Origin of the sequence: Arthrobacter sp. fls2-241-R2A-200 (assembly GCF_030209745.1) — a bacterium.
In the GTDB taxonomy this organism is placed as follows: Bacteria; Actinomycetota; Actinomycetes; order Actinomycetales; family Micrococcaceae; genus Arthrobacter.
In genome coordinates, this window is record NZ_JARVRJ010000014.1 from 1 (window position 1) to 20945 (window position 20945).

A 20945-nucleotide genomic window follows, 5' to 3' on the forward strand; every position below is an offset into this window, starting at 1 on the left:
CAGAGCATTCGACTGTTAATCGAAGGGTTACTGGTTCAAGTCCAGTCGGAGGAGCAACCGAACCCCGTACCGGCCCAGGCTGGTGCGGGGTTCTCCTTTTCCTACACGAAATCCATCTCCACTTGGAGGAAGCGTGCGGCTTCGCCAACCGCGGCGAGGAAAGCCTCTTGTTCAGTGGGGGGAGTCCTCGGGTCGCGTGGATGCCATTCATGGGGTGCGGAGTGCACCCGGGTGAATCCGCCACCTGGTGGGGCGTAGAAGATGCCAAACCGCTGTACGGGCCACTCAGGTGAGGTTTCGGGCGCAACCAACAACGCGGCGTCGGTCTCGGGGTTGTACCACTGGGCGATGGGCCGCCGTCGATCATCCATGAACAGGCCGGCCGCGTAGAGGGCCGCCGACTGGGCGCTGGTGACCGAGCACAACCGGTCCCACCACAGCGGCAGGATGCGTTCATCCCGTCGCTGCCAAGGGGATGGAAGCGGCTGCAGGTCTTGCCATGGGGGCACGAGGCAATTTTATCGCCGGGCGTGGGTGCAGGAAAGGGGTGGACGAGCTTGGGGAAGAGTTAGTCGCGGTTCCAAGGACCCGGGTTGACGCGGTACAAAAGGGCGGCCCCGATGACGGCCCCCAATGCCGCCCCGAAGGGCGCTGCGCCTACCGTCCGGCCCAACAACGCACCGGCAATTGCTCCCAACATGGCGCCGAGGAAAAGGCCCCTGCCGTTGCGGTGCGGTTTCTTCATCGACTTCTTGGTCATCGACCCAGCCTACGGGTTCGGCTGCCGTGTTGAGGGGCTCAGGGGAGTGAACTGGGAGACGGGACTTAGTGGATGGAGGGCACGGTGCGGGGGCGGACCACCAACCACAGTGCGGCCATGGAGCCGGAGATGCAGACTGCTTGGACGGCGCCCATCGGAACTGCGGAGCCGACGCCGAGCCAACCAACCACCGGCGGTACGATCCCGGCCATCAGGAACTGCGCCGCGCCCAGCAAGGACGCGGCTGTCCCTGCTTGCGCACCATGCTTGGCCAAGGACAGGACCTGGACGCAGGGGAACATGAATCCGGTGCAGCAGATGTAGAACCACAGTGGAATGAGGATGCCGAAGAGGCCGGCATGGACAAGATCCAGGCCGACAATCAGCAGGGCCATGAGCAGCATGGCAGCGGTTGCCCCAGCCACGATCCACTGTGGTGCAACCCGCCGTATCAACCGTGAACTGATCTGTACCCCGGCCACGATGCCCAAGGAATTGACCCCAAAAAGCAATCCGTATTGCTGCGGCGAAAAGCTGTAGACGTTTTGGAACAGGAATGTCGACGCCGAGAGGTAGGCAAATAAGCCACCGAAGTTCAGGCTGCCAACCATTAGCATGCCTACAAAAATGCGGTCAGTCAGCACCGACTTATAGCGTTGCCGAACGGTGGCCGTGGACTTGCCCCGTTTCTCTGCCGGCAGCGTTTCCCTGATGAGGAAGATCGCGGCAATGATCACCAGGAAGCCGTAGCAGGCCAGGAAAACAAAGATGCCGGGCCACGCGAAGATCAACAGCAGTTGGGAGCCGATGATGGGCGCGAGGATCGGTGCGAGTCCATTGACCAACGACATACGGGAGAACATGCGAACCATCGCGTACCCGTGGAAGAGGTCCCGGACCATGGCCATTGCCACGACGCCACCACCTGCGGCGCCGATCCCCATGAGCACCCGGAAAAGGGAAAGCAGGCCGATGTCCGTGGACAAGGCGGCCCCCAGGGATGAGCCGATGTGGACACCGGTGGCCAGAATCAGTGGAAGGCGCCGCCCAAACTTGTCACTGAAAGGCCCCACAACCAACTGACCCAGCCCAAAGCCCACAGTGGTGCCTGTCAGGGTTAGCTGAATAGCTGCCGCTGAGACGTCAAAGCTCTTCTCCAACGCCGGGAATGCGGGGAGGTAGAGGTCCACGGTGAAAGGGCCCAAAGCGGTGAGGGCGCCCAACAGGACAATGTACACAAGCTTTTCGCGTCGGCTCAGGGAATCGCCTGGGGCGATGGAGGAGGTCACGAAGATCAATTCTATGGCCCACATCATATTTATTAGCGGCAGCGATGGCGCGGCGCGGTTACAAGGCGAAAGTTGAAGAAGAACCTCAGTGATAGCTTTGTGGACAGGCGTGCGGGGAATAAACCCTCCGCGTTCGCCCGACACGATGCCCAGAGGAAGCAGTTAGGCGGAACCCATGAGTGGACGTCATACCGGCAGGACCAGCCAAGGACCAGCCATTCGTACTTTGCCGAAGACCCTCAAGCTGGTTGCACGGCTGGCCCCGCGGCAAATCAACGACGAAATTGCTTTGGCCAAGGTGGAGCTCAAGCGCAAGGCGACCCAGCTTGGGGTCGCCGGAGCCTTCTTTGGCGTGGCGCTGGTTTTCCTGGCGCTATTGGTCATTGCCCTCGTTGCGGCCGCGATCCTGGCCCTTGCCACCATTATGCCGGGCTGGCTTGCGGCTTTGATTGTTGCAGCCTTTTTCCTGGTGATTGTGGCAATCGCGGGTTTGATAGGTCTGGCACGGTTCAAGAAAGCAATGCCCTTGATTCCGGAGGACACCATCCGGGGTATCAGGCACGATCTCGGAATCGCGAAAGAAGGGTCCGCATTCGACGCGTCGATCCTCGATCCGAATTCGCCCGCCGCCAAGGCAGCTAAGGCTGAGAAGGAAGCTGCCGCACAAAAGGCCAAAGCGGAAAAAGCAGCCAAGGAATCGACCAAGGAAGCGGATGCGGTCAAGGCCCCCACTGAGGCCGAATTGCGTTCCCGCTTGACCAGGCGCCGTGAGCACTTGACGGGTGTTCGTGACGAGCTCGGAGAGCAGCTGGACGTCAAGACACAGGGACGGGCCTTGTGGGAGAGCGCCAACGGCAAGTTCCAGGAGGGCAGGGAATTTGCGGGCGCACGGATCTCCGGCCTCGGAGACTCGGTTCCCGGCGGCCTCTCGGCAAGAATTGCTGCCCGCTGGAAGGACCTTGCGGCCTTCGTAACTGCCGCTGCGGTCTTCATCGTTGCCGTGAGGAAGTTGCTGAAAAAGTAGTCACGTCCCGCTGCGGTGCACATTCAGGAAGAAAGGGGGACAGGATGAAATTGATTGGAGCCGGTTCTCGGCCCGGCCGTCCCCAAGTGGACCACGACTTCATCTTCACGGTCCCCAACCTTCTTACCGTGCTCCGATTCATGGGCGTCCCGCTGTTCATGTGGCTCGTGCTGGCCAGGCAGGAGTACGGGTTCGCGGTGTTGGTTCTGGTCCTCATGGGGAGCACGGACTGGGTGGACGGCTACATTGCGCGTCGTTTCAACCAAACGTCCAAACTGGGCCGGATCCTCGATCCGCTGGCGGACCGCGCGGCGCTCCTGGCGGTGGCAGTCACCTTGGTGATTGCCGGCGTCGTGCAGTGGTGGTATCTCGCCGCGCTCATGGTGCCGGACGCTGTTCTTGCCCTGGCGTCGCTGCTCTATTTCCATGGACATCCCGACCTGCCGGTGAGCATTGTTGGCAAGATCCGTACGGCGCTGTTGTTGCTCGGCACCCCGCTTTTGGTCCTGTCCAAAATGCACCTCGCATTGACGGACGTCTATTTTGTTGCCGCGTGGACGTTCCTGGGCTTGGGGCTGGTGGGGCATTGGATCGCCGCCTACAACTATTTCTGGGCTATCGTGCGCAAGGGTAAAGACTTGAAAAACGACGACGAAGGGCCCCGCTGATGGTGTGGCTGGCGGTTTTCCTTGCCGTCCTCGGAGCCTTTTTCCTGGCCATCGGGGCCCAACGGCAAGGCAGTGCCGTGAAGGCAGACACAGGTGGCCTGGCACTGAGCTCCAATGGCTTCCTTCGGCTCCTGCGCAATCCCCGCTGGATGCTTGGTCTCCTCTTCTTGTGCCTGGGAATGGTGATGAACTCCATAGCCCTTGTGTCTGCGCCGCTGACTGTGGTCCAACCCATCGGGGCCATTGCCCTTGTGATCACCACGGTGGTCAACGCCAAGGACCAGGGCTTGAGCATCAACCGTGCGACCGTGGTGGCCATCAGTACCTGCGTCACAGGGTCTGCGCTCTTTGTGCTGCTGGCCGTTTTTGTCACCCAGGAGAACCACCACGTCAGCGGCGAGGACGAGCTGACCATCGTGTTGTTGTTGGCTTTGGCCGTGGGGATCTTTGGCAGCTTGGCGGTGTTGTTCAAGCACCGGCTGAGTGCTTTTGTGTACATTGTGGGCGCAGGCGTCCTGTTCGGATTCGTTGCCGTGCTGACCCGCATCATCGGCAAGCATCTTCTCGATCCCAACGGGCTGTTCCTGCTCAACGTGCAGTGGTACACCGTCATTGCAATCATCGCAGCCGGGGGACTGGGCTCGTGGTTTGTCCAGAGCGCCTATTCGGGCGGGCCGCCGGACTTGGTCATTGCGGGATTGACGGTCATAGACCCCATGGTGGGCATTGCCATTGGCATCATCATCCTTGGTGAGCTTCGTCCCGATGTGCACGCCGTGATGGCGATCGCCATGGCCGCGGCCGCTTCGCTTGCTATCGTGGGGGTTATTACCTTGAGCCGCCACCACCCGGAAGTCACCAAGCGCAGGAAGGAAGCGAAGGCGAACTCCGGTCGGAAGGCCTAGGGCAAAGCAGCACCTTGCGCCCCCGCCCTGCGCGGACCGGCAAATCGGCGACACCTCAGCATTGCCACCATCGATGCTGTCCGCACCGTGACCATCAGGAGTTCTCTACGTGACCATTCCCGACACCGCCCAACCCCTCACCTTATTGATTGCGGCTGATACATATCCTCCGCACGTCAACGGTGCTGCCCAGTTCGGCTACCGCTTGGCCAAGGGGATGACGGCCCGAGGACACAATGTGCACGTCTTGGCGTGCCGGCCGGACACGGGCAAGAGTTTCACTGAGTTCCGCGATGAAGCCACGGTCCATCGACTCCGCTCGCACGGCGTGTTCACACACGAATATTTCCGCATTTGCTTCCCTTGGGAAATCAAGAAGGAAATCAGCCTCCTGTTCGACAAAGTGCAGCCGGACGTGGTTCACATCCAAAGCCACTACATGATCGGCGAGCAGGTTCTTTACGAGGCCGTAAAGCGAGGCATCAGGGTGGTTGCCACCAACCACTTTATGCCCGAGAACCTGAATCCGTTTTTGCCCTTCCCGCAGTGGTTCAAGGACATTGTGGGCCGGATCTCCTGGAAAGACATGGGCAAGGTCATGGGCAAGGCGGACGTCGTCACCACCCCCACCCCACTGGCTGCCAAGGCGATGCACCAGCACGCTTTCCTTCGCAAAGTCCTGCCCCTGTCCAACGGGATTGACTCGTCGGCGTACGAACTCCAGCCCGGAGAGACGCTTGAACCGCACAGCCATCCCACGGTTCTGTTTGCAGGCCGCCTTGCCGAAGAGAAGCACGTCAATGTGTTGATCGATGCAATCGCCAAGACACCACGGGAGCTCAACGTCCATCTGGAAATCGTCGGCGGGGGCGAGGTCCGTCCTGCCCTTGAAGCCCAAGTGGCCAAGTTGGGGCTACGGGACCGCGTCAGGTTCCTCGGACTGGCCAGCGATGACGAACTGCGCGAGGCGTACATCAAGGCGGATATCTTCTGCATGCCCGGGACGGCCGAATTGCAGTCTTTGGTCACCCTTGAAGCGATGTCCGCGTCCACCCCCGTGTTGTTGGCCAACGCCATGGCCCTTCCGCATCTGGTCCGCGATGGAGAGAACGGCTACCTGTTCACCCCGAATGACAGCAACGACCTGTCCGCGAAGATCACCGTGCTCGTTGAACTGCCGGAGGACCAGCTCAAGGCCATGGGAAAGCTCAGCCGCGAGATGGTGGAACCGCACAGCATCAACAGCACTCTTCAAACCTTCGAGGACCTCTATCGCGGTGCCTCGTACGAAGACATGGTGGTGTGACCGGAGCACTGCCCGGCAGCCATTAGTATTGCTAGAGTGCTTTGCCCACTACCGTGATTAAGCGGTGGCTGGGCGGGTGCCTAGGGGCTATAGCTCAGCTGGTTAGAGCGCGGGACTCATAATCCTAAGGTCCTCGGTTCAAGTCCGAGTAGCCCTACCAGATCCGGATCGTCCCCCTTCCCTGCGTATGCGTGGGAAGGGGGACGTTTTTGTGTCCGGCCATGTAGTGCCGCTCCAAGCGGCGTCCATTGCGGGAAGACGTGCATCTGCGATATGTTACTGACCAGTAACTTTCCCTGTGGTCCCTTGCCACCCTTGAAGGAGCGAACATGTCCAACGCTGCATTCGACGCCGCCACCCTCCCGTATGCCGACGGGGACTTTTATGCCTTTGAGCAGATGTTGACGGGCAAGGAGCGCGATCGGCTCGCCGAGGTGCGCGAATTCCTGGCCCGTGAGGTGACCCCCATCGCCACTGACTGCTGGAACCGGGGCGAATTCCCCATGGATCTCATTCCCAAGCTTGGTGAGCTGGACCTTGTCAGCCCCGTGCGCCGCCAGGGATTCTCCAACTTGTTTGCCGGCATGCTCCACGCCGAGGTCACCCGCGCTGACGCGTCGATAGCCACCTTCATGGGTGTTCACGATGGCCTCTTCACCGGCTCGATTGAGGCGCTGGCGTCCCAAGAACAAAAGGATGCCTGGCTGCCGGACATTTACTCCTTGCAGAAGATCGGCGCCTTCGGCCTGACCGAGCCGTTGGGTGGTTCGGATGTCGCTGGCGGAACACGGACCACGGCGCAGCGGGACGGTGACAGTTGGATCCTCAACGGCGCCAAGCGTTGGATCGGCAATGCAACTTTCTCGGACTGGGTGGTCATCTACGCCAAGGACGTGGCCGATAGCCAGGTCAAGGCGTTCCTAGTGGACACCTCACTGCCTGGTTACTCGGCCAGCAAGATCGAGAACAAAATCTCGCTGCGCACCGTGCAGAACGCCGACATCACCTTGGACAACGTGGTGGTGCCGGACTTCTACAAGCTGGCCAACGCCAACAGTTTCCGTGACACCAACAAGGTCCTCAAGGTGACCCGCTTGGCAGTTGCGTGGCAAGCGGTGGGACTTCAGATGGCCGCCTTTGACGTCGCGCGCCGGTACGCCGTTGAGCGTCAGCAGTTCGGCCGGCCGTTGGCAGCATTCCAGCTCGTGCAAAACCAACTGGTGCAAATTCTCGGTAACACGGTGGCCTCCACCGGGATGATGGTTCGCCTCGCCCAGCTTGAGGATGCCGGCGTTGCCAAGGACGAGCAGTCAGCCCTTGCAAAGGCATTTGCTACCGCTCGCATGCGTGAAAGCGTAGCCCTCGGACGCAGCATCCTTGGCGGCAACGGCATCGTCACGGACTATGGGATGGCGAAGGTCTTCGCCGACGCCGAGGCCATCTACTCCTACGAAGGCACCCACGAGATCAATACCTTGGTGACAGGGCGAGCCATCACCGGCGTTTCCGCGATTGTCTGACGTAACGGCGAAATCCAAGGCCCCGGCTGGATCATCCCAGCGGCAGCAGTATGGAGGGGCGCATGTCCTGCACCAAGTCCAAAGGATTGACGTACTCATCGCCGCGTCTCACCCCCCAATGCAGGCATGGACTGCTGCCGCAGTGCCCGGAAACCGGCTCAGTGGAACCTATTAGCTGTCCTTTGCTGACAGGATCGCCAGGCTTGAGATTACTGGTCACCGGCTCAAAACTGCTCTTGAGGCCATTGCCGTGGTCAATGGTAAGGACTGACCGATCGACGACGACGCCGGCAAACGTCACCACGCCGTCCGCAGGCGCGGTGACGGGTTCGCCGTCGAGCACCGGCCCCAGATCCACGCCCCGGTGACCGCTCAACCACGGTTTGTCGGGCGGATCAAAGGTGCGCAGAACCGCAGGTTTGGGCGAGAGCGGCCAACTCCAATGTTCCCCCGTAGGGTGCACCGGACTGGACGGGCCCGCCGTGATGGCAATTGCGACGAATGCGGACAATAGGGGCTTCAAGAGGAGCATCTGACAAGCCTTCCGCCTAGGCGCCCGCACCGCGATCCCGACCCTTGGCTATGTGGACAACGCCAAGGGTCGCGCGGTCAGATGGAGGGGGTCGCTGTAGTACACTTGTTGGAGCAGTTTGCTGTGCCCTCAAGCTTGTTCAGGATCGTGTCTCATTCAGATATGCGAGGGCGCCGAACTGACTACGCGTATCCAGCCCTCCACCAGCGAAGCCAACAAACTTCAGGCTGCGGAGGATTGTGCCTCCTGCGGTCCGGTTATCCGGATGGGAAGTGCAATGGATGCCAGGAGCCGCGCCCGTCCGGGTAAGGCTAAACAACCGTCAACTATTGGCAGGGTAAGAGCAGCCCCATGGGCGCTCTCATGAATGACCTGCCGGAAGGAGCGTCGGCATGCCCGTCGTAACTATGCGCCAGCTGCTTGACAGCGGCGTCCACTTTGGACACCAGACCCGTCGTTGGAACCCGAAGATGAAGCGCTTCATCTTCACGGAGCGCAACGGCATCTACATCATCGACCTCCAGCAGTCGCTGTCCTACATTGACCGCGCTTTCGAGTTCGTCAAGGCTACTGTCGCCCACGGCGGCACCGTCCTGTTCGTCGGCACCAAGAAGCAGGCTCAGGAAGCAATTGCCGAGCAGGCTACCCGCGTTGGCCAGCCCTATGTCAACCAGCGTTGGTTGGGCGGTATGCTCACCAACTTCCAGACCGTTGCCAAGCGCATCCAGCGCATGAAGGAACTCGAAGAGATCAACTTCGAGGACGTCGCAGGCTCCGGTTACACCAAGAAGGAGCTCTTGCTCCTCAAGCGTGAACTCACCAAGCTCGAGACCAACCTCGGCGGCATCCGCAACCTGACCAAGGCCCCCTCGGTCCTCTGGGTTGTTGACACCAAGAAGGAACACCTCGCAGTTGACGAGGCCAAGAAGCTGAACATCCCGGTTGTTGCCATCCTGGACACCAACTGCGATCCCGACGAAGTCGACTTCCCGATCCCGGGTAACGACGACGCCATCCGCTCCGTCAACCTGCTGACCCGCGTTGTTGCCGACGCCGTTGCTGAGGGCCTCATCGCCCGTAACCAGCGCGCAACGGGCACCACCGAAGCTCCGGAAGAGCCGCTGGCTGAATGGGAGCGCGAGCTCCTTGAAGGCAGCAAGGCTGAAGAAGCTCCGGCCGAGGCACCTGCCGCAGAAGCACCCGCAGCAGAAGCTCCCGCGACCGAAGCCGGCGCTGGCGAAGCCGAAGCCGCGAAGTAAATCTTGACCTTCCCTGGTGCCGGTAACGGCTTCAGGGGCAACTGACAGGATGGCAGCTCACCTTGTGGGCAGCCGTCCTGTCAGTCCGTAAACACACAAATTTCTAGACAGAGGGGTTCCCATGGCGAACTACACTGCTGCTGACATCAAGGCCCTGCGCGAGCGCACCGGCGCTGGCATGATGGACGTCAAGAAGGCTCTCGACGAAGCCAACGGTGACGCCGAGAAGGCCATCGAGATCATCCGCATCAAGGGCCTCAAGGGCGCTACCAAGCGCGAGGGCCGCTCCACCGCAGAAGGCCTGGTTGCTGCCAAGGTCAATGGTGGCGTGGGCGTCATGATCGAGGTCAACTGCGAAACCGACTTCGTTGCGAAGGCTGACAAGTTCATCCAGCTGGCGGACAAGGTCCTCAACGTGGCTGTCGAGTCCGGCGCTGCCGACCTCGAAACCCTGCTGGCCACCGAGGTTGACGGAAAGCCGTTGTCCGAGGTTGTCATCGAAGAAGGCGCCGTTCTGGGCGAGAAGGTCGTCGTTCGCCGCATTTCACGCGTCGAGGGCACCACCGTTGATGCCTACCTGCACAAGACCTCCAAGGACCTCCCGGCCCAGGTTGGCGTTTTGTTCGCAGTCGACGGCGAAGGTGAAGCCGCTACCACTGCTGCGCACGATGTCGCTGTCCACGTTGCAGCCATGGCGCCGAACTACCTCACCCGCGAGGATGTTCCGGCTGAATTGGTTGAGTCCGAGCGCCGTATCGCAGAAGAGACCGCCAAGGCTGAAGGCAAGCCCGAAGCAGCACTTCCGAAGATCGTCGAAGGCCGCGTAACTGGCTTCTACAAGGGTGAAGTCCTGGTTGACCAGGCGTTCGCCAAGGATTCCAAGAAGACCGTTGCACAGGTCCTCGAAGAAGCCGGCGTCAAAGCAACCGCAGTATCCCGTTTCCGCGTCGGAAACTAGCACGTCATGAGAAGGGGTGGTCACTTCGGTGGCCGCCCCTTTTTCATGCAACCGTCCGGTCAATAACTACCCGGGCCATCAGCACGATAACCTAGCCAGAGTCCACCAACGGGAGGCACCATGGAAACCGTCAACACTGCAATCCACCCCGAGAAGACCCGGCGGCGTGTACTTCTGAAACTTTCCGGCGAAGTAATCGGTGGCGGCAAGCTCGGCGTCGACCCCGAAACCGTCCGGGCCATCGCCAAGCAGATCGCCGCGGCCGTGTCCGACGTCGAGGTGGCAATCGTCGTCGGCGGGGGTAACTTCTTCCGCGGTGCCGAACTGTCCCAGAGTGGTATGGACCGCTCCCGCGCTGACTACATGGGCATGCTGGGCACGGTCATGAACTGCCTCGCCCTGCAGGACTTCCTGGAGCAAGCCGGTGTTGAGACCCGGGTCCAGAGCGCGATCACCATGGGCCAGGTAGCCGAGGCGTACATTCCCCGCCGTGCCATCCGCCACATGGAAAAAGGCCGCGTGGTCATCTTCGGCGCAGGCGCCGGTTTGCCTTACTTCTCCACCGACACCGTAGCCGCCCAGCGCGCCCTCGAGGTGCACGCTGACGAGGTCCTCATGGCCAAGAGCGGCGTGGACGGCGTCTACACAGCGGATCCCAAGAAGGATCCAGCAGCAGAAAAACTCGATGTCCTCAGTTACGACGAAGCGTTGCGCCGCGATATCAGGGTCATGGACCAGACCGCGATGACCATGTGCAAGGACAACAACCTTTCCATGGTGGTCTTCGGCATGGAAGGCGAGGGCAACGTCACCCGCGCCATCCTGGGCGAAACGCTGGGAACCCGGGTAAGCCCCTAGCAAGGGCTAGGATATTTCTAGGACCGTCCGCCCCTCGTGGCGGCGCTTTAATGTGCAGTGCCGCTTCCAGCCAGGCGGCGACTAATTTTGAGGAGACACCCGTGATCGAAGAGACTTTGCTCGAAGCCGCCGAGAAGATGGACAAGGCGGTGGAGGTCGCCAAGGATGACTTCGCGACGATCCGCACGGGTCGGGCCAACCCCGGTCTCTACAACAAGGTCATTGTTGAGTACTACGGCACGCCCACCCCGCTCCAGCAGTTGGCCTCCTTCGGCGTTCCGGATGCACGGACCATCTTGATCACCCCCTACGACAAGACCGCGCTGCGGGACATCGAAAAGGCCCTGAGTGACTCTGAGGTTGGCGCCAACCCGTCCAACGACGGCAACGTCATCCGCGTGACAATCCCTGAGCTCACCAAAGAGCGCCGCAAGGAATACGTGAAGATCGTCAAGGGCAAGGGTGAGGACGCCAAGGTCTCCATCCGCAGCATCCGCCGCAAAGCCAAGGACACCTTGGACAAGCTTGTTAAGGACGGCGAAGCGGGCGAGGACGACGGCGCCCGCGGCGAGAAGGAACTTGACGCCCTGACCAAGCAGCACGTCGACAGCATCGACGAGCTGCTCAAGCGCAAGGAAGCCGAGCTGCTCGAGGTCTGATGAACCAGGCTGAGCCGGCGCCCGCAGAGCGGGCCCCGACACGCGATAGGCCCCGGCGTGCCAAGCGGCCACGGGAGAACCCCACGCCGAAGGCGGGCCGGAATCTTCCGGCGGCCATCGGCGTCGGGCTCGCCATGCTCGTGGCGGTCCTGGGTGGATTGCTGTTCCTTCCCCTGGGCTTCGTCCTGGTGACCACGGCCTTCGCAGTATTTGGGGTGTGGGAAGTCTTCCGGGCCCTGCAGGCCCAAGGCACCCGGCTACCGATCATCCCGGTCATGGTAGGGACACTGGTGATGCCGGTCTCGGCCTACTTCGGGGGCTTGGAGGGCCTGCTGTTTACCATGACGGCCTGCTCCGTGGCGGTGCTCGTTTGGCGTTCGGTGGAGAGTGCCGCAGGGGCGCCGCGGAGTGTTTTCGCCGGGGTTTTCACCTTGGCGTGGGTCCCTTTCCTGATCAGTTTCGCAGCACTGCCGCTCCATGCCACCGGAGGTGCGACGCCGATCGGCTTGTGGCCGAGCGGTATACCGCAAGGTGCTTGGCAGATCGCGACTCTCCTGCTGCTCGTGGTTTCAAACGACACTTTCGGCTACATCGTGGGTGCTTCGATCGGGAAGCACCCCATGGCGCCTAAAATCAGCCCCAAGAAGTCCTGGGAAGGCTTCGCGGGATCCGTGGGTGGTGCCATGGTGATTGGTGTCCTTTCCTGTATTTTCCTTCTCGACAAACCATGGTGGGTTGGCTTGGTGCTGGCCCTTGGCATGGTCGCCGCCGCAACTGCGGGGGACCTTGCTGAGTCCATGGTCAAGAGGGAATTGGGCGTCAAGGATATGAGCAGCATCCTGCCCGGCCACGGGGGCGTCATGGACCGGTTGGACTCCATTGTTTTTGCGGCCCCCGTAGCTTATGTTTTGTTCGCGCTGCTCAGCGGCGTATGAGAACCCGATGAAGGATAATTAGTGTCCGTGGATATTCGACGCCAGATTCCCGCAACTTTCAATCGCGTGGAGCGCAGCAAATACGGCTACAACGCCAAACAAGTGGATGACTTCCTCAGCCGCGCCAAAACGTCGTTCGAGAATCCGGTGGGCGCCCCCGGCCACGTTGCCAGTGCAGACGTCCGTGCGGTTGCCTTCGACCCCGTCAAAGGTGGTTACGACGCCCACACCGTCGATGCAGCCCTGGATCGACTGGAGGACGCCTTGGCCCGCCGGGAGCGCGACGACCTGATCGGGAAAGAGGGCGAAGAAGCCTGGCTGCGCCAGATCGGCAAGCTATCGGGAATCCTGCGAGGCAGGCTCCACAGGCCCGACGGCGAACGGTTCCGCCGCCCGTCACACAAGCGGGCCCGCAGTTACAACGTCCAGGACGTTGACGCTTTGTGCGCAGAATTGGTCGGCTACCTCGAAAACGATCAGACCCTGAGCGTGGATACCGTGCGCAGGGCCGTATTCCGCGCGGCCCGTGGCGCCGACGGCTATGAGGAAGCCCAGGTGGACGCGTTCCTGGAGCGCGTGGTGGAGCTGATGGCGGCCATCGACTAGCGATCGGGCTACTTTTTGAGGCTGAGCCATTCCGTGAGCTGCTCCAGCGGCCAGGTGGTGACAATCCGTTCCTTGGGCACTCCAAGCGCCTCTGCCCGCTCGGCGCCGTATTGAAGGAAGTCGAGCTGACCAGGAGCATGGGCGTCGCTGTCGATGCTGAAGAGGCACCCGGCGTCGAGCGCTAGTTTTATCAGGTTATCGGGCGGGTCTTGCCGCTCGGGCCGTGAATTGATTTCGACGGCGACACCCCATTCGGCGCACTCGGTGAACACCTTGGCGGCATCGAACTCCGACTCCGGGCGTGTACCCCGGGATCCCTGGACGAGCCGCCCGGTGCAATGGCCCAGCACATTGGTGTGTGGATCCCGGATGCCACCTAACATCCGCTGGGTCATGGTTTGCCTGTCCGCGCGCAGCTTGGAATGCACGCTGGCGACCACGACATCCAGGCGGGCCAGCATTTCCGGCGTTTGATCCAGGGTGCCGTCCTCGAGGATGTCCACTTCGATGCCCTTAAGCAGCCGAATGTCCTCCAGCGATGCGTTGATCCCTTCCACGATGCCAAGCTGCTTCTCCAGCCGCTCGACGCTCAGCCCGTTGGCGATGGTGAGGTTGGGGGAGTGGTCCGTGAGCGCGAGGTATTCCCGGCCCAGTGTGCGGGCTGCGGCGACCATGGCTTCGATGGGGGAGCCGCCGTCGGACCAATTGCTGTGGCTGTGCAGGTCCCCGCGCAGCGCTGTCCGCAAAGTACCGCCGCCAGCGGCCAGTGCTTCCTTGCCGCGCTCCCGCAGGTCGGCCAGGTAGTCCGGAACGGCGTCGGCCATAGCTTGGGTGATAACCTCACCGCTGCGGGCGGCCACGCCTTTAAGGCTGGTCACCCGCCCGGCGTCGACCAATCTCCGCAGTTCTTCCGGTGCGAGTTGCTGTATCGCATCTGCCGCTTTGCGGAAGGCCTGGACCTTGAACGACGGGGCCTGGCTCCGTTCGAGCCAAAAGGAAATTTCTTCGAGCGCCTCAATAGGGTCCATGGGTCCATGATCCACGAACCGCGGCCGCCATCAAGAGAAGGCGGGGCTGGGGTGCGCCGGACAGGGCCATCGCTAGTGGTGATGTCCCTGATTCAGGGTGAGGTTCGTGTCTTGGCCTGGTGCGGGAGCTTGGCCGTGCTCTCCATGGGGAACAGCGTGCTGTCCCGCCAAAGAGGCGGCCAACCCGGGCGTCGCCACGGACGAAACAACGACGGCGGCGCCGAACGCCGCTGCCAGGAGTCGCCCACTCCGCGGCGGTGCGCCTGCACCGCCGTCGTTGGTCTTGTGTTGCCGCCGGAGCCACCCTGTGCCGGCAAGTGCCATGAGCACCAACCCGAACGCTGCAAGATCACTGACGCTCATGAACTTGGGAACAGAGCCCAAGCCAGTCGCTATGGCGGCGACATGGCCGACGGCGGCAAGGGTCAATGCCGGTGCGGCGTAACGGGTCAGGACCAATGCGTTCCGATGGAGCCCCCAGAGGGCCCACATCAGGAAGCACAGCCCTGCCAACAGGGTTGCCGCACCGGCAACGACGAGGCCGGGAGTGGGGGCGGATTGCCCCGTGAGGTATCCGGCAGCCAGGGAGAACTCAACCAGCCCGGCCGCCATGGCCGCGAAGTAGATGAAAAGCAATACTGCCGCTTTGACTGTTGGGCGTTGGTACTCCACGGTGCCGCTCCCTTCCGGTTCTCTGGTGGTGGGGCTAATCAGGCGCGGGCTGTTGCGACTGTTGCTTTGTCCTGTGACAGGGCGACTCCGAGAAGGAGGACGGCGCTTGCAAGGTGCAGCACGTTGTCCGCGCCGTTCAGGGCAATGATGTTCAGTGAGGTTCCCACGAGGAACAGGCCGAGGATGCCCACCAGGAGGTAGACCCCGCCGATGGTTGTGTTGACCGACTTGGCGGCGGTAACGCCGTTCATTCCGGAGTAGAGGAGTGCCGCACCGATAGCCAAGTGAATGATGTTGTGGAGCGGGTTCACATCAAAAATGATCAAGGTGGCACCCTTGGTTGCGAAGAAGCCGGTTCCGGATGTGACGAAAAACCCGAGCAAACCTACCAAGAGGTAGACGGCTCCGAAGACGGTGGCGATCAAGCGGTTGGGCGAAGTGCGCATTGGTCCAAACCTTCCCATGACGGCCGGTTGACCGGCCATTTCTGCTGAGCCCCGGACGGGACTCTCAGCAGTGATTCGGACCATTGATCGCGGTGGATGGGTGGAAGCCGGATTTATTCTGTTTCCTTGGCGACCTCAGGCCTGCGAGCCCCGCCCTAACAGGGGTTGAACGCGGTAAGGGATCATCTCACGCATGGCCAGCGCCGTATCCGTGCGGTCCACTCCATCGCAGGCAAGGATCTTCCCGTTGATGCGGAAGAGGTCTTCGGCATCCAAGGCGACCACGCGCAGCAGCAAATCCGCGGATCCGGTAAGCCCGAACCCTTCGAGAATTTCCGGGATGTCGGCCAGGTCCTGGGCCAGCGAGGCCAGCTTTTGCTGCTGGACGTGTACAGAAATGAATGCGGTCAGGGGATAGCCGAGGGCTGCCGGATTGATCCGTCGTTCGAAGGATAGGAAGGCGTGTTTCTTCTCCAACTGTGCCATGCGGGCCTGGACGGTGTTTCGGGACAGCCCAAGCTTCTGCGCCAGGGCCACCACCGTCCCCCGAGGGTCTTTGGCCATGGCTGAAAGGAGCCGGGTATCAGTGCCATCCAAAGGTTGCATAATGCGCAAGATTAGCACGGTGGAGGCATCCATTACCGTGCGTGATGATCAATTTTTCCATCGGTAGTTGTACCCGATGCTGGTTGTGAGTAGGGTCACAAATAACTCCGGTGAAGGCGCCGGAGGGCCGATCTGCGGCAGGATCACAAGTCCCGCCAACGCCGGCAAAACCGAACCGGAAGGGTGCGATCACCTGTGTTAACGGATCAGGCGGGCAATCGGGCGCAAGGGTACGCTCCGACCCCGGAAACCCCAGGCAATGACGCTCGGAATCCACTGCGGACCGGTGGCGAGCTGCTTCAGCTGGTCTCACCGAAGGGCGAACGCATCAGTCATCCGGAGTTCGACGTCTGGGTCAAGGACGTTGGGGATGAACAGCTGTGTGGCCTGTATGAGGACATGACGGTCATCAGGCGTATCGACGCCGAGGCCACAGCCCTTCAGCGGCAGGGGGAGTTGGCCCTTTGGCCGCCACTCCTCGGCCAGGAAGCGGCCCAGATCGGTTCCAGCCGTTCACTGCACGACGACGACTTCGTCTTTCCCAGCTACCGCGAAAGCGGTGTGGCTTACGTACGTGGTGCGCATTTGAGCGAAATCAGCAGGGTATGGCGAGGCAACTCGTCCTACGGTTGGGATCCCCAGCGCATCAATATGGCAACGCCCCAAATCATCATTGGCTCGCAGAGCCTGCACGCTGCCGGATATGCCATGGGAGTCCAGCTCGAGGGCGCCACTACCGCTGTGATCGCGTACTTCGGAGACGGCGCCACGAGTGAGGGCGACGTCAGCGAAGCCATGGTTTTCGCTGCCAGCTACCAGGCTCCAGTGGTATTTTTCTGCCAAAACAACCACTGGGCCATATCGGAACCTGTCCGCATCCAATCGCACATCGAATTGGCCGACCGGCCCAACGGCTTCGGCATTCCCAGCATGCGCGTTGACGGCAACGATGTGTTGGCCGTGATGGCCGCCACCCGCGTTGCCCTGGACAGGGCGAAGAAGGGTGGCGGTCCCACGTTCATCGAGGCCGTTACCTACCGGATGGGTCCGCACACCACCGCTGACGATCCCACCCGGTACCGGGATCCGATCGAGTTGGAGGACTGGGCTGCCAAGGACCCGATTGTTCGGCTGCGCAAGCTCCTGGAAACCAAGGGGCTGCTGACGGACAGCGTGGAAGCAAAGGTTAAGGCCAAGGCCGACGCCGTTGCCGCTGAGTTCCGTTCCAGCTGCATAGGAATGCCGGACCCCAACCCGCTGGAGGTCTTCGACCACGTATACAGCACGCCCAACTCCTGGATTGAACGCCAAAAAGACCACTACACGCGGTATTTGAACAGTTTCGGCCAGGGCGATGCAGCCCAGCCAGTTCAGGAAGGTGGACGCTGATGTCCAAGCTCACATTCGCCCGCGCCATCAACGCCGGCCTGCGCAAATCGCTCGAGGACGATCCCAAAGTGGTTCTTTTGGGCGAAGACATTGGCTCCCTGGGCGGGGTGTTCAGGGTGACCGATGGTCTCCAGAAAGACTTCGGCAAGCACCGTGTCATCGACACTCCCTTGGCGGAGTCCGGCATCATCGGTGCTGCGGTCGGGCTGGCGTACCGAGGATTCCGACCGGTATGCGAGATACAGTTTGACGGTTTCATTTACCCCGCGTTTGACCAGATCGTCAGCCAGGTCGCCAAGATGCATTACCGTACCCAAGGCCGCGTCAAGATGCCGATCACCATACGAGTTCCGTTTGGGGGAGGGATCGGTTCACCGGAACATCACTCGGAATCTCCGGAAGCCTACTTCACCCACACGTCCGGATTGCGCGTGGTGGCAGTGTCCAACCCGCAGGATGCGTACACGATGATCCAGCAGGCCATCGCCTCGGATGACCCGGTTCTCTACTTCGAGCCCAAGCGGAGATACCACGACAAGGGGGATGTGGATGAGGCTTTGGACCTTTCCCGCGCCCTGTCCTTTGAGCGGGCCGCCGTCGTAAGCGCCGGCAAGGACGTGACGTTGGTCGCCTACGGCCCGCTGGTCAAGACAGCCAAGGACGCCGCGCTTGCCGCAGCCGATGAAGGCATTTCCGTTGAAGTCATTGACCTGCGGTCCTTGGCACCTGTCGATTACCCGCTGGTAGAGGCATCGGTACGCAAGACCGGTCGATTGGTCATTACCCATGAAGCGGGGCAATCGGGCGGCCTGGGCGCGGAAATTGCGGCGAGCATCACGGAGCGTTGTTTCAATTACCTCGAGTCCGCACCTGTCCGCATCACCGGCTTCGACGTCCCGTATCCGTACTCGAAGCTGGAAATGCACCATTTGCCGGACCTGGACAGGATTTTGGACGGCGTTGACCGGGCGCTGGGGCGCCCCAATTCATTGAGCGGTTTGGAAGGATGAGCGCCACCATGATCAAGGAATTCAGGCTGCCGGACTTGGGAGAAGGTCTGACCGAGTCGGAAATCCTGAGTTGGAAGGTGGCCGTAGGGGACACGGTTACCCTCAACCAGGTCATCGCGGAGGTGGAGACGGCCAAGGCGGTAGTGGAACTGCCCTCACCGTTCGCCGGTGTGGTGGCCGCACTCCACGAGCAACCGGGAACAGTGGTGGAGGTCGGCAAGCCCATTGTCTCCTTCGAAGTGGATTCCGCTGAGGGCGGTTCCGCCCAAGCTGACACGAACGAACACGACGACGGCGGCGAAGTGCCCACAGCGGCAGCCAAACGCGAGCCGAACCTGGTGGGATACGGTGCAGTCCTGGAAAACACCGGGCGTCCTACGCGGAGGGCCCGGGGACAGGTGGCCCCAGCGCAGTCGCCGGTGCCGGCTTCGATGCCAACGCAAGTGCCTGTGCCAGCCCGAGCCGAAGTACCAGCCCGAGTCGAAATACCAGCCCGAGTCGAACCTCCAGTTGCCTTGGAATCAGCGGGTGCCGAGCGCCCGCGCTCCACGCCGCCAGTTCGCAAGCTCGCCCGGGATTTGGGCATCGATCTGAGCGCGGTTCAGGGTTCGGGGCCCGGCGGCCTCATCACCCGGGAAGACATCCAGCAGTACACGGACGCTGAAGCCTCGCAGAAAACCGGGCAGGGAACGGCCACCCAAGCCTCTCCCGCCAGGCAGGGCGAGCGGGAGACGCGGACGCCCATCAAGGGTGTCCGCAAATTCACCGCCGCAGCAATGGTGCAGAGCGCTTTCACTGCCCCGCACGTAACCGAGTTCCTCACAGTTGATGTCACGGCGACCATGGAGCTTTTGGCCCGCCTGAAGGGCAGTAAGGCCTTTGAGGGCTACAAGCTGACGCCCCTGACCCTCGCAGCCAAGGCATTGCTGGTCGCGTTGCAGAATAACCCGTCGTTGAACTCACGGTGGGATGAGGCCAACCAGGAAATCATCCAGTTCAACTACGTGAATCTGGGTATAGCTGCCGCGACGCCGCGAGGCCTCACGGTTCCGAACATCAAGGATGCGGACCGCCTGACGCTGCGGGAACTCTCTGCGGCACTGACTGACCTGACGGACACGGCCCGTTCCGGAAAAACCCAACCGGCGGACCTCTCCGGCAGCACCATCTCCATCACCAACATCGGCGTCTTCGGCATCGATGCGGGGACTCCCATCCTCAATCCCGGCGAAGCTGCGATCCTTGCCTTGGGAAGCGTCCGGAAAGCGCCTTGGGTTGTGGAGGACCAGATCGTGGTCCGCCAGGTCATGTCCCTCAGCCTGTCCTTCGACCATCGCTTGGTCGACGGGGAACAGGGCTCCCGGTTCCTGGCTGATCTCGGTACCATCCTGGCCGACCCGGCCATGGTGTTGACCATGATCTAGCCGGCCAGCTTCGCGCCGGACCGCCTCAGTCTTCGGTGGGGGTGGTCCGGTTCGGGTGGACATCCCGCCAGCTGTGCTGGGGTTCAAAACCCAGCACCTTGCGCGCCTTGTCGATCGACAGCATCGTTTCGTGTTCGCCCAACTCCTTGACCACCTCGACGCCGGGGAACACTTCGGCGGCCAGCGCGGCACTGCTGCGGGTCATCACGGTATCCGAGGCGGCAATGATGAAAGTTTCGAAACCCGGTGTCCCGTGTTCCAGGGCCTGGACCACGGCAAGTGCGCCGTCACGCGCGTCGATATAACCCCAGAGGTTCCATTTGCGCAGAGTCGGGTCCGAATCAAAGGACGGGAAGGCCTCATAGTCTTCCGGGTCCATGACGTTGGAGAACCTCAGCGCCGTGATGCTCAGGTTCGGGTCCCACCGCGTCAGTTGGATGGCCATCTGCTCTTCGAGGTGTTTCACCAGTGAGTAGGTACTCTCTGGCCGTGCTGCATACTCCTCGTCCACAGGGATGTACGGCGGTTCGACGTCGAAGGGCAGCCCGAGGACGGTCTCGCTGGAGGCGTACACCACCTTGGTGATCCCGGCCCTGCGGGCCGCCTGGAACACGTTGTACGTGGAGAGCATGTTGTTCTCGAAAATCGCGGCGTCAGGAGCGAGCCCCGGGGCGGGAATTGCTGCAAGGTGCACAATGGCATCTATGCCGTTGTGCCTGTCGTCGAGGCCAAGGATCACGTCCAGGACCTGTCCGTAGTTGCGGAGGTCCACGTTCACGTAACCCGGGCCGCGAGTTCCCATGCGATCCAGATTGAGTACGTCGTGGCCATCTTGGACGAGCCGCCTGACGACGCTCCTGCCCAATTTTCCGCTTCCCCCGGTGACGGCAATCCTCATCGTGAACTCCTCGCTTGTAGCTGCCCTAGCCAAGGGCCTGTTGTCCGGCGTCCGGCCATGCGCAATGAATGTCCAGTGCAGTGAATGGTGCAACGAATGGTCGGTCTTTCAACCCTAAACTTCGTGAGCACCCAAAACAGCCCTGTAGCTGGCCCTGTGAGTCCTAGGATGTGCAGCCGGGTGAGATCCCCGG

At 61.6% G+C, this 20945-nt stretch carries 23 protein-coding genes and 1 tRNA gene; 15 read left to right on the forward strand and 9 right to left on the reverse strand.

Going from position 1 to position 20945, the window contains the following annotated elements; translation table 11 throughout:
• Positions 1 to 101: 101 nt before the first annotated feature.
• From QRN42_RS14755 to QRN42_RS14765, 3 genes are all read right to left on the reverse strand, one after another.
• Entirely contained in the window at positions 102 to 509 is a 408-nt protein-coding gene (locus QRN42_RS14755) for a hypothetical protein (protein ID WP_284976521.1), read from the reverse strand.
• Positions 510 to 568: 59 nt separating this feature from the next.
• The gene (locus QRN42_RS14760; RefSeq protein WP_284979909.1) at positions 569 to 760 is read right to left on the reverse strand and encodes a YMGG-like glycine zipper-containing protein; all 192 of its coding nucleotides are present in this window, start codon (positions 758 to 760) and stop codon (positions 569 to 571) included.
• 65 nt (positions 761 to 825) lie between these two features.
• Positions 826 to 2055: a multidrug effflux MFS transporter gene (locus tag QRN42_RS14765; protein ID WP_284980059.1), complete on the reverse strand. Its 1230-nt coding sequence runs from the start codon at positions 2053 to 2055 to the stop codon at positions 826 to 828.
• Between the two features lie 169 nt (positions 2056 to 2224).
• On the opposite strand from QRN42_RS14765, the gene QRN42_RS14770 reads away from it, so the two are divergent.
• The 6 genes from QRN42_RS14770 (at position 2225) to QRN42_RS14795 (ending at position 7472) form a co-directional block, all read left to right on the forward strand.
• The gene (locus QRN42_RS14770) at positions 2225 to 3073 is read left to right on the forward strand and encodes a phage holin family protein (RefSeq protein WP_284979910.1); all 849 of its coding nucleotides are present in this window, start codon (positions 2225 to 2227) and stop codon (positions 3071 to 3073) included.
• A 44-nt stretch (positions 3074 to 3117) separates the two neighbouring features.
• Positions 3118 to 3741, forward strand: a complete 624-nt coding sequence (locus QRN42_RS14775; RefSeq protein ID WP_284979911.1) for a CDP-alcohol phosphatidyltransferase family protein — start codon at positions 3118 to 3120, stop codon at positions 3739 to 3741.
• On the forward strand, positions 3741 to 4646 hold the full coding sequence (locus tag QRN42_RS14780) for a DMT family transporter (RefSeq protein WP_284979913.1): 906 nt from the start codon (positions 3741 to 3743) through the stop codon (positions 4644 to 4646). Before QRN42_RS14775 ends, QRN42_RS14780 begins: the two co-directional genes overlap by 1 nt.
• Positions 4647 to 4755: 109 nt before the next feature.
• Positions 4756 to 5952 (forward strand): glycosyltransferase, encoded by a 1197-nt coding sequence (locus tag QRN42_RS14785; RefSeq protein WP_284979914.1) that lies wholly within the window; start codon positions 4756 to 4758, stop codon positions 5950 to 5952.
• An 83-nt stretch (positions 5953 to 6035) separates the two neighbouring features.
• Positions 6036 to 6112, forward strand: a tRNA-Ile gene (locus QRN42_RS14790).
• A 169-nt stretch (positions 6113 to 6281) separates the two neighbouring features.
• Complete coding sequence (locus tag QRN42_RS14795) at positions 6282 to 7472, forward strand: acyl-CoA dehydrogenase family protein (RefSeq protein WP_284979915.1); 1191 nt, start codon at positions 6282 to 6284, stop codon at positions 7470 to 7472.
• A gap of 31 nt (positions 7473 to 7503) precedes the next feature.
• On the opposite strand, the gene QRN42_RS14800 is transcribed toward QRN42_RS14795, so the two are convergent.
• The gene (locus QRN42_RS14800; RefSeq protein ID WP_284979916.1) at positions 7504 to 8004 is read right to left on the reverse strand and encodes a M23 family metallopeptidase; all 501 of its coding nucleotides are present in this window, start codon (positions 8002 to 8004) and stop codon (positions 7504 to 7506) included.
• 392 nt (positions 8005 to 8396) lie between these two features.
• On the opposite strand from QRN42_RS14800, the gene rpsB reads away from it, so the two are divergent.
• From rpsB to QRN42_RS14830, 6 genes are all read left to right on the forward strand, one after another.
• Entirely contained in the window at positions 8397 to 9263 is an 867-nt protein-coding gene (gene rpsB / locus QRN42_RS14805) for a 30S ribosomal protein S2 (protein ID WP_284976530.1), read from the forward strand.
• A gap of 121 nt (positions 9264 to 9384) precedes the next feature.
• Positions 9385 to 10221, forward strand: a complete 837-nt coding sequence (tsf, locus tag QRN42_RS14810; RefSeq protein WP_284976531.1) for a translation elongation factor Ts — start codon at positions 9385 to 9387, stop codon at positions 10219 to 10221.
• A gap of 120 nt (positions 10222 to 10341) precedes the next feature.
• Positions 10342 to 11079, forward strand: coding sequence for a UMP kinase (gene pyrH, locus QRN42_RS14815; RefSeq protein WP_284976532.1), 738 nt, complete (start codon positions 10342 to 10344; stop codon positions 11077 to 11079).
• A gap of 101 nt (positions 11080 to 11180) precedes the next feature.
• Entirely contained in the window at positions 11181 to 11738 is a 558-nt protein-coding gene (gene frr, locus QRN42_RS14820; RefSeq protein ID WP_284976533.1) for a ribosome recycling factor, read from the forward strand.
• Entirely contained in the window at positions 11738 to 12673 is a 936-nt protein-coding gene (locus QRN42_RS14825) for a phosphatidate cytidylyltransferase (protein ID WP_284979917.1), read from the forward strand. Before frr ends, QRN42_RS14825 begins: the two co-directional genes overlap by 1 nt.
• A 21-nt stretch (positions 12674 to 12694) precedes the next feature.
• Positions 12695 to 13279, forward strand: a complete 585-nt coding sequence (locus QRN42_RS14830) for a DivIVA domain-containing protein (RefSeq protein ID WP_284976535.1) — start codon at positions 12695 to 12697, stop codon at positions 13277 to 13279.
• A gap of 8 nt (positions 13280 to 13287) precedes the next feature.
• On the opposite strand, the gene QRN42_RS14835 is transcribed toward QRN42_RS14830, so the two are convergent.
• The 4 genes from QRN42_RS14835 to QRN42_RS14850 all read right to left on the reverse strand — a co-directional run bounded on the left by QRN42_RS14835 (position 13288) and on the right by QRN42_RS14850 (position 16031).
• Positions 13288 to 14307, reverse strand: a complete 1020-nt coding sequence (locus QRN42_RS14835) for a PHP domain-containing protein (protein ID WP_284979918.1) — start codon at positions 14305 to 14307, stop codon at positions 13288 to 13290.
• Between the two features lie 72 nt (positions 14308 to 14379).
• Positions 14380 to 14979 (reverse strand): hypothetical protein, encoded by a 600-nt coding sequence (locus QRN42_RS14840; RefSeq protein ID WP_284979919.1) that lies wholly within the window; start codon positions 14977 to 14979, stop codon positions 14380 to 14382.
• A 38-nt stretch (positions 14980 to 15017) separates the two neighbouring features.
• Positions 15018 to 15425, reverse strand: coding sequence for a DUF4383 domain-containing protein (locus QRN42_RS14845; RefSeq protein WP_284979920.1), 408 nt, complete (start codon positions 15423 to 15425; stop codon positions 15018 to 15020).
• Positions 15426 to 15560: 135 nt separating this feature from the next.
• On the reverse strand, positions 15561 to 16031 hold the full coding sequence (locus QRN42_RS14850) for an Lrp/AsnC family transcriptional regulator (protein ID WP_284976539.1): 471 nt from the start codon (positions 16029 to 16031) through the stop codon (positions 15561 to 15563).
• Between the two features lie 195 nt (positions 16032 to 16226).
• Between QRN42_RS14850 and pdhA the strand changes: the two genes are divergently transcribed.
• The 3 genes from pdhA to QRN42_RS14865 are packed head-to-tail and all read left to right on the forward strand — an operon-like array spanning position 16227 to position 19854.
• Positions 16227 to 17420 (forward strand): pyruvate dehydrogenase (acetyl-transferring) E1 component subunit alpha, encoded by a 1194-nt coding sequence (gene pdhA / locus QRN42_RS14855; RefSeq protein WP_502869511.1) that lies wholly within the window; start codon positions 16227 to 16229, stop codon positions 17418 to 17420.
• The gene (locus QRN42_RS14860; RefSeq protein WP_284979921.1) at positions 17420 to 18430 is read left to right on the forward strand and encodes an alpha-ketoacid dehydrogenase subunit beta; all 1011 of its coding nucleotides are present in this window, start codon (positions 17420 to 17422) and stop codon (positions 18428 to 18430) included. Before pdhA ends, QRN42_RS14860 begins: the two co-directional genes overlap by 1 nt.
• A complete protein-coding gene (locus tag QRN42_RS14865; RefSeq protein ID WP_284979922.1) occupies positions 18427 to 19854 on the forward strand; it encodes a dihydrolipoamide acetyltransferase family protein in 1428 nt (475 codons plus the stop codon). The genes QRN42_RS14860 and QRN42_RS14865 overlap by 4 nt, the downstream gene beginning before the upstream one ends.
• Positions 19855 to 19879: 25 nt before the next feature.
• Here the strand turns inward: QRN42_RS14865 and QRN42_RS14870 are convergent, their stop codons facing one another.
• Positions 19880 to 20752, reverse strand: coding sequence for an NAD-dependent epimerase/dehydratase family protein (locus QRN42_RS14870; protein ID WP_284979923.1), 873 nt, complete (start codon positions 20750 to 20752; stop codon positions 19880 to 19882).
• Positions 20753 to 20945: the final 193 nt, after the last annotated feature.

What these genes read in the sequence shown, in the direction of transcription:
- QRN42_RS14795 (WP_284979915.1), top strand. Translation starts at nt 6,282, where the DNA reads ATGTCCAACGCTGCATTCGACGCCGCCACCCTCCCGTATGCCGACGGG.
- QRN42_RS14870 (WP_284979923.1), bottom strand. Translation starts at nt 20,752, where the DNA reads ATGAGGATTGCCGTCACCGGGGGAAGCGGAAAATTGGGCAGGAGCGTC.
- QRN42_RS14800 (WP_284979916.1), bottom strand. Translation starts at nt 8,004, where the DNA reads ATGCTCCTCTTGAAGCCCCTATTGTCCGCATTCGTCGCAATTGCCATC.
- rpsB (WP_284976530.1), top strand. Translation starts at nt 8,397, where the DNA reads ATGCCCGTCGTAACTATGCGCCAGCTGCTTGACAGCGGCGTCCACTTT.
- QRN42_RS14845 (WP_284979920.1), bottom strand. Translation starts at nt 15,425, where the DNA reads ATGCGCACTTCGCCCAACCGCTTGATCGCCACCGTCTTCGGAGCCGTC.
- QRN42_RS14760 (WP_284979909.1), bottom strand. Translation starts at nt 760, where the DNA reads ATGACCAAGAAGTCGATGAAGAAACCGCACCGCAACGGCAGGGGCCTT.
- QRN42_RS14825 (WP_284979917.1), top strand. Translation starts at nt 11,738, where the DNA reads ATGAACCAGGCTGAGCCGGCGCCCGCAGAGCGGGCCCCGACACGCGAT.
- QRN42_RS14780 (WP_284979913.1), top strand. Translation starts at nt 3,741, where the DNA reads ATGGTGTGGCTGGCGGTTTTCCTTGCCGTCCTCGGAGCCTTTTTCCTG.
- QRN42_RS14775 (WP_284979911.1), top strand. Translation starts at nt 3,118, where the DNA reads ATGAAATTGATTGGAGCCGGTTCTCGGCCCGGCCGTCCCCAAGTGGAC.
- pyrH (WP_284976532.1), top strand. Translation starts at nt 10,342, where the DNA reads ATGGAAACCGTCAACACTGCAATCCACCCCGAGAAGACCCGGCGGCGT.
- QRN42_RS14835 (WP_284979918.1), bottom strand. Translation starts at nt 14,307, where the DNA reads ATGGACCCTATTGAGGCGCTCGAAGAAATTTCCTTTTGGCTCGAACGG.
- QRN42_RS14860 (WP_284979921.1), top strand. Translation starts at nt 17,420, where the DNA reads ATGTCCAAGCTCACATTCGCCCGCGCCATCAACGCCGGCCTGCGCAAA.
- QRN42_RS14770 (WP_284979910.1), top strand. Translation starts at nt 2,225, where the DNA reads ATGAGTGGACGTCATACCGGCAGGACCAGCCAAGGACCAGCCATTCGT.
- tsf (WP_284976531.1), top strand. Translation starts at nt 9,385, where the DNA reads ATGGCGAACTACACTGCTGCTGACATCAAGGCCCTGCGCGAGCGCACC.
- QRN42_RS14850 (WP_284976539.1), bottom strand. Translation starts at nt 16,031, where the DNA reads ATGCAACCTTTGGATGGCACTGATACCCGGCTCCTTTCAGCCATGGCC.
- QRN42_RS14865 (WP_284979922.1), top strand. Translation starts at nt 18,427, where the DNA reads ATGAGCGCCACCATGATCAAGGAATTCAGGCTGCCGGACTTGGGAGAA.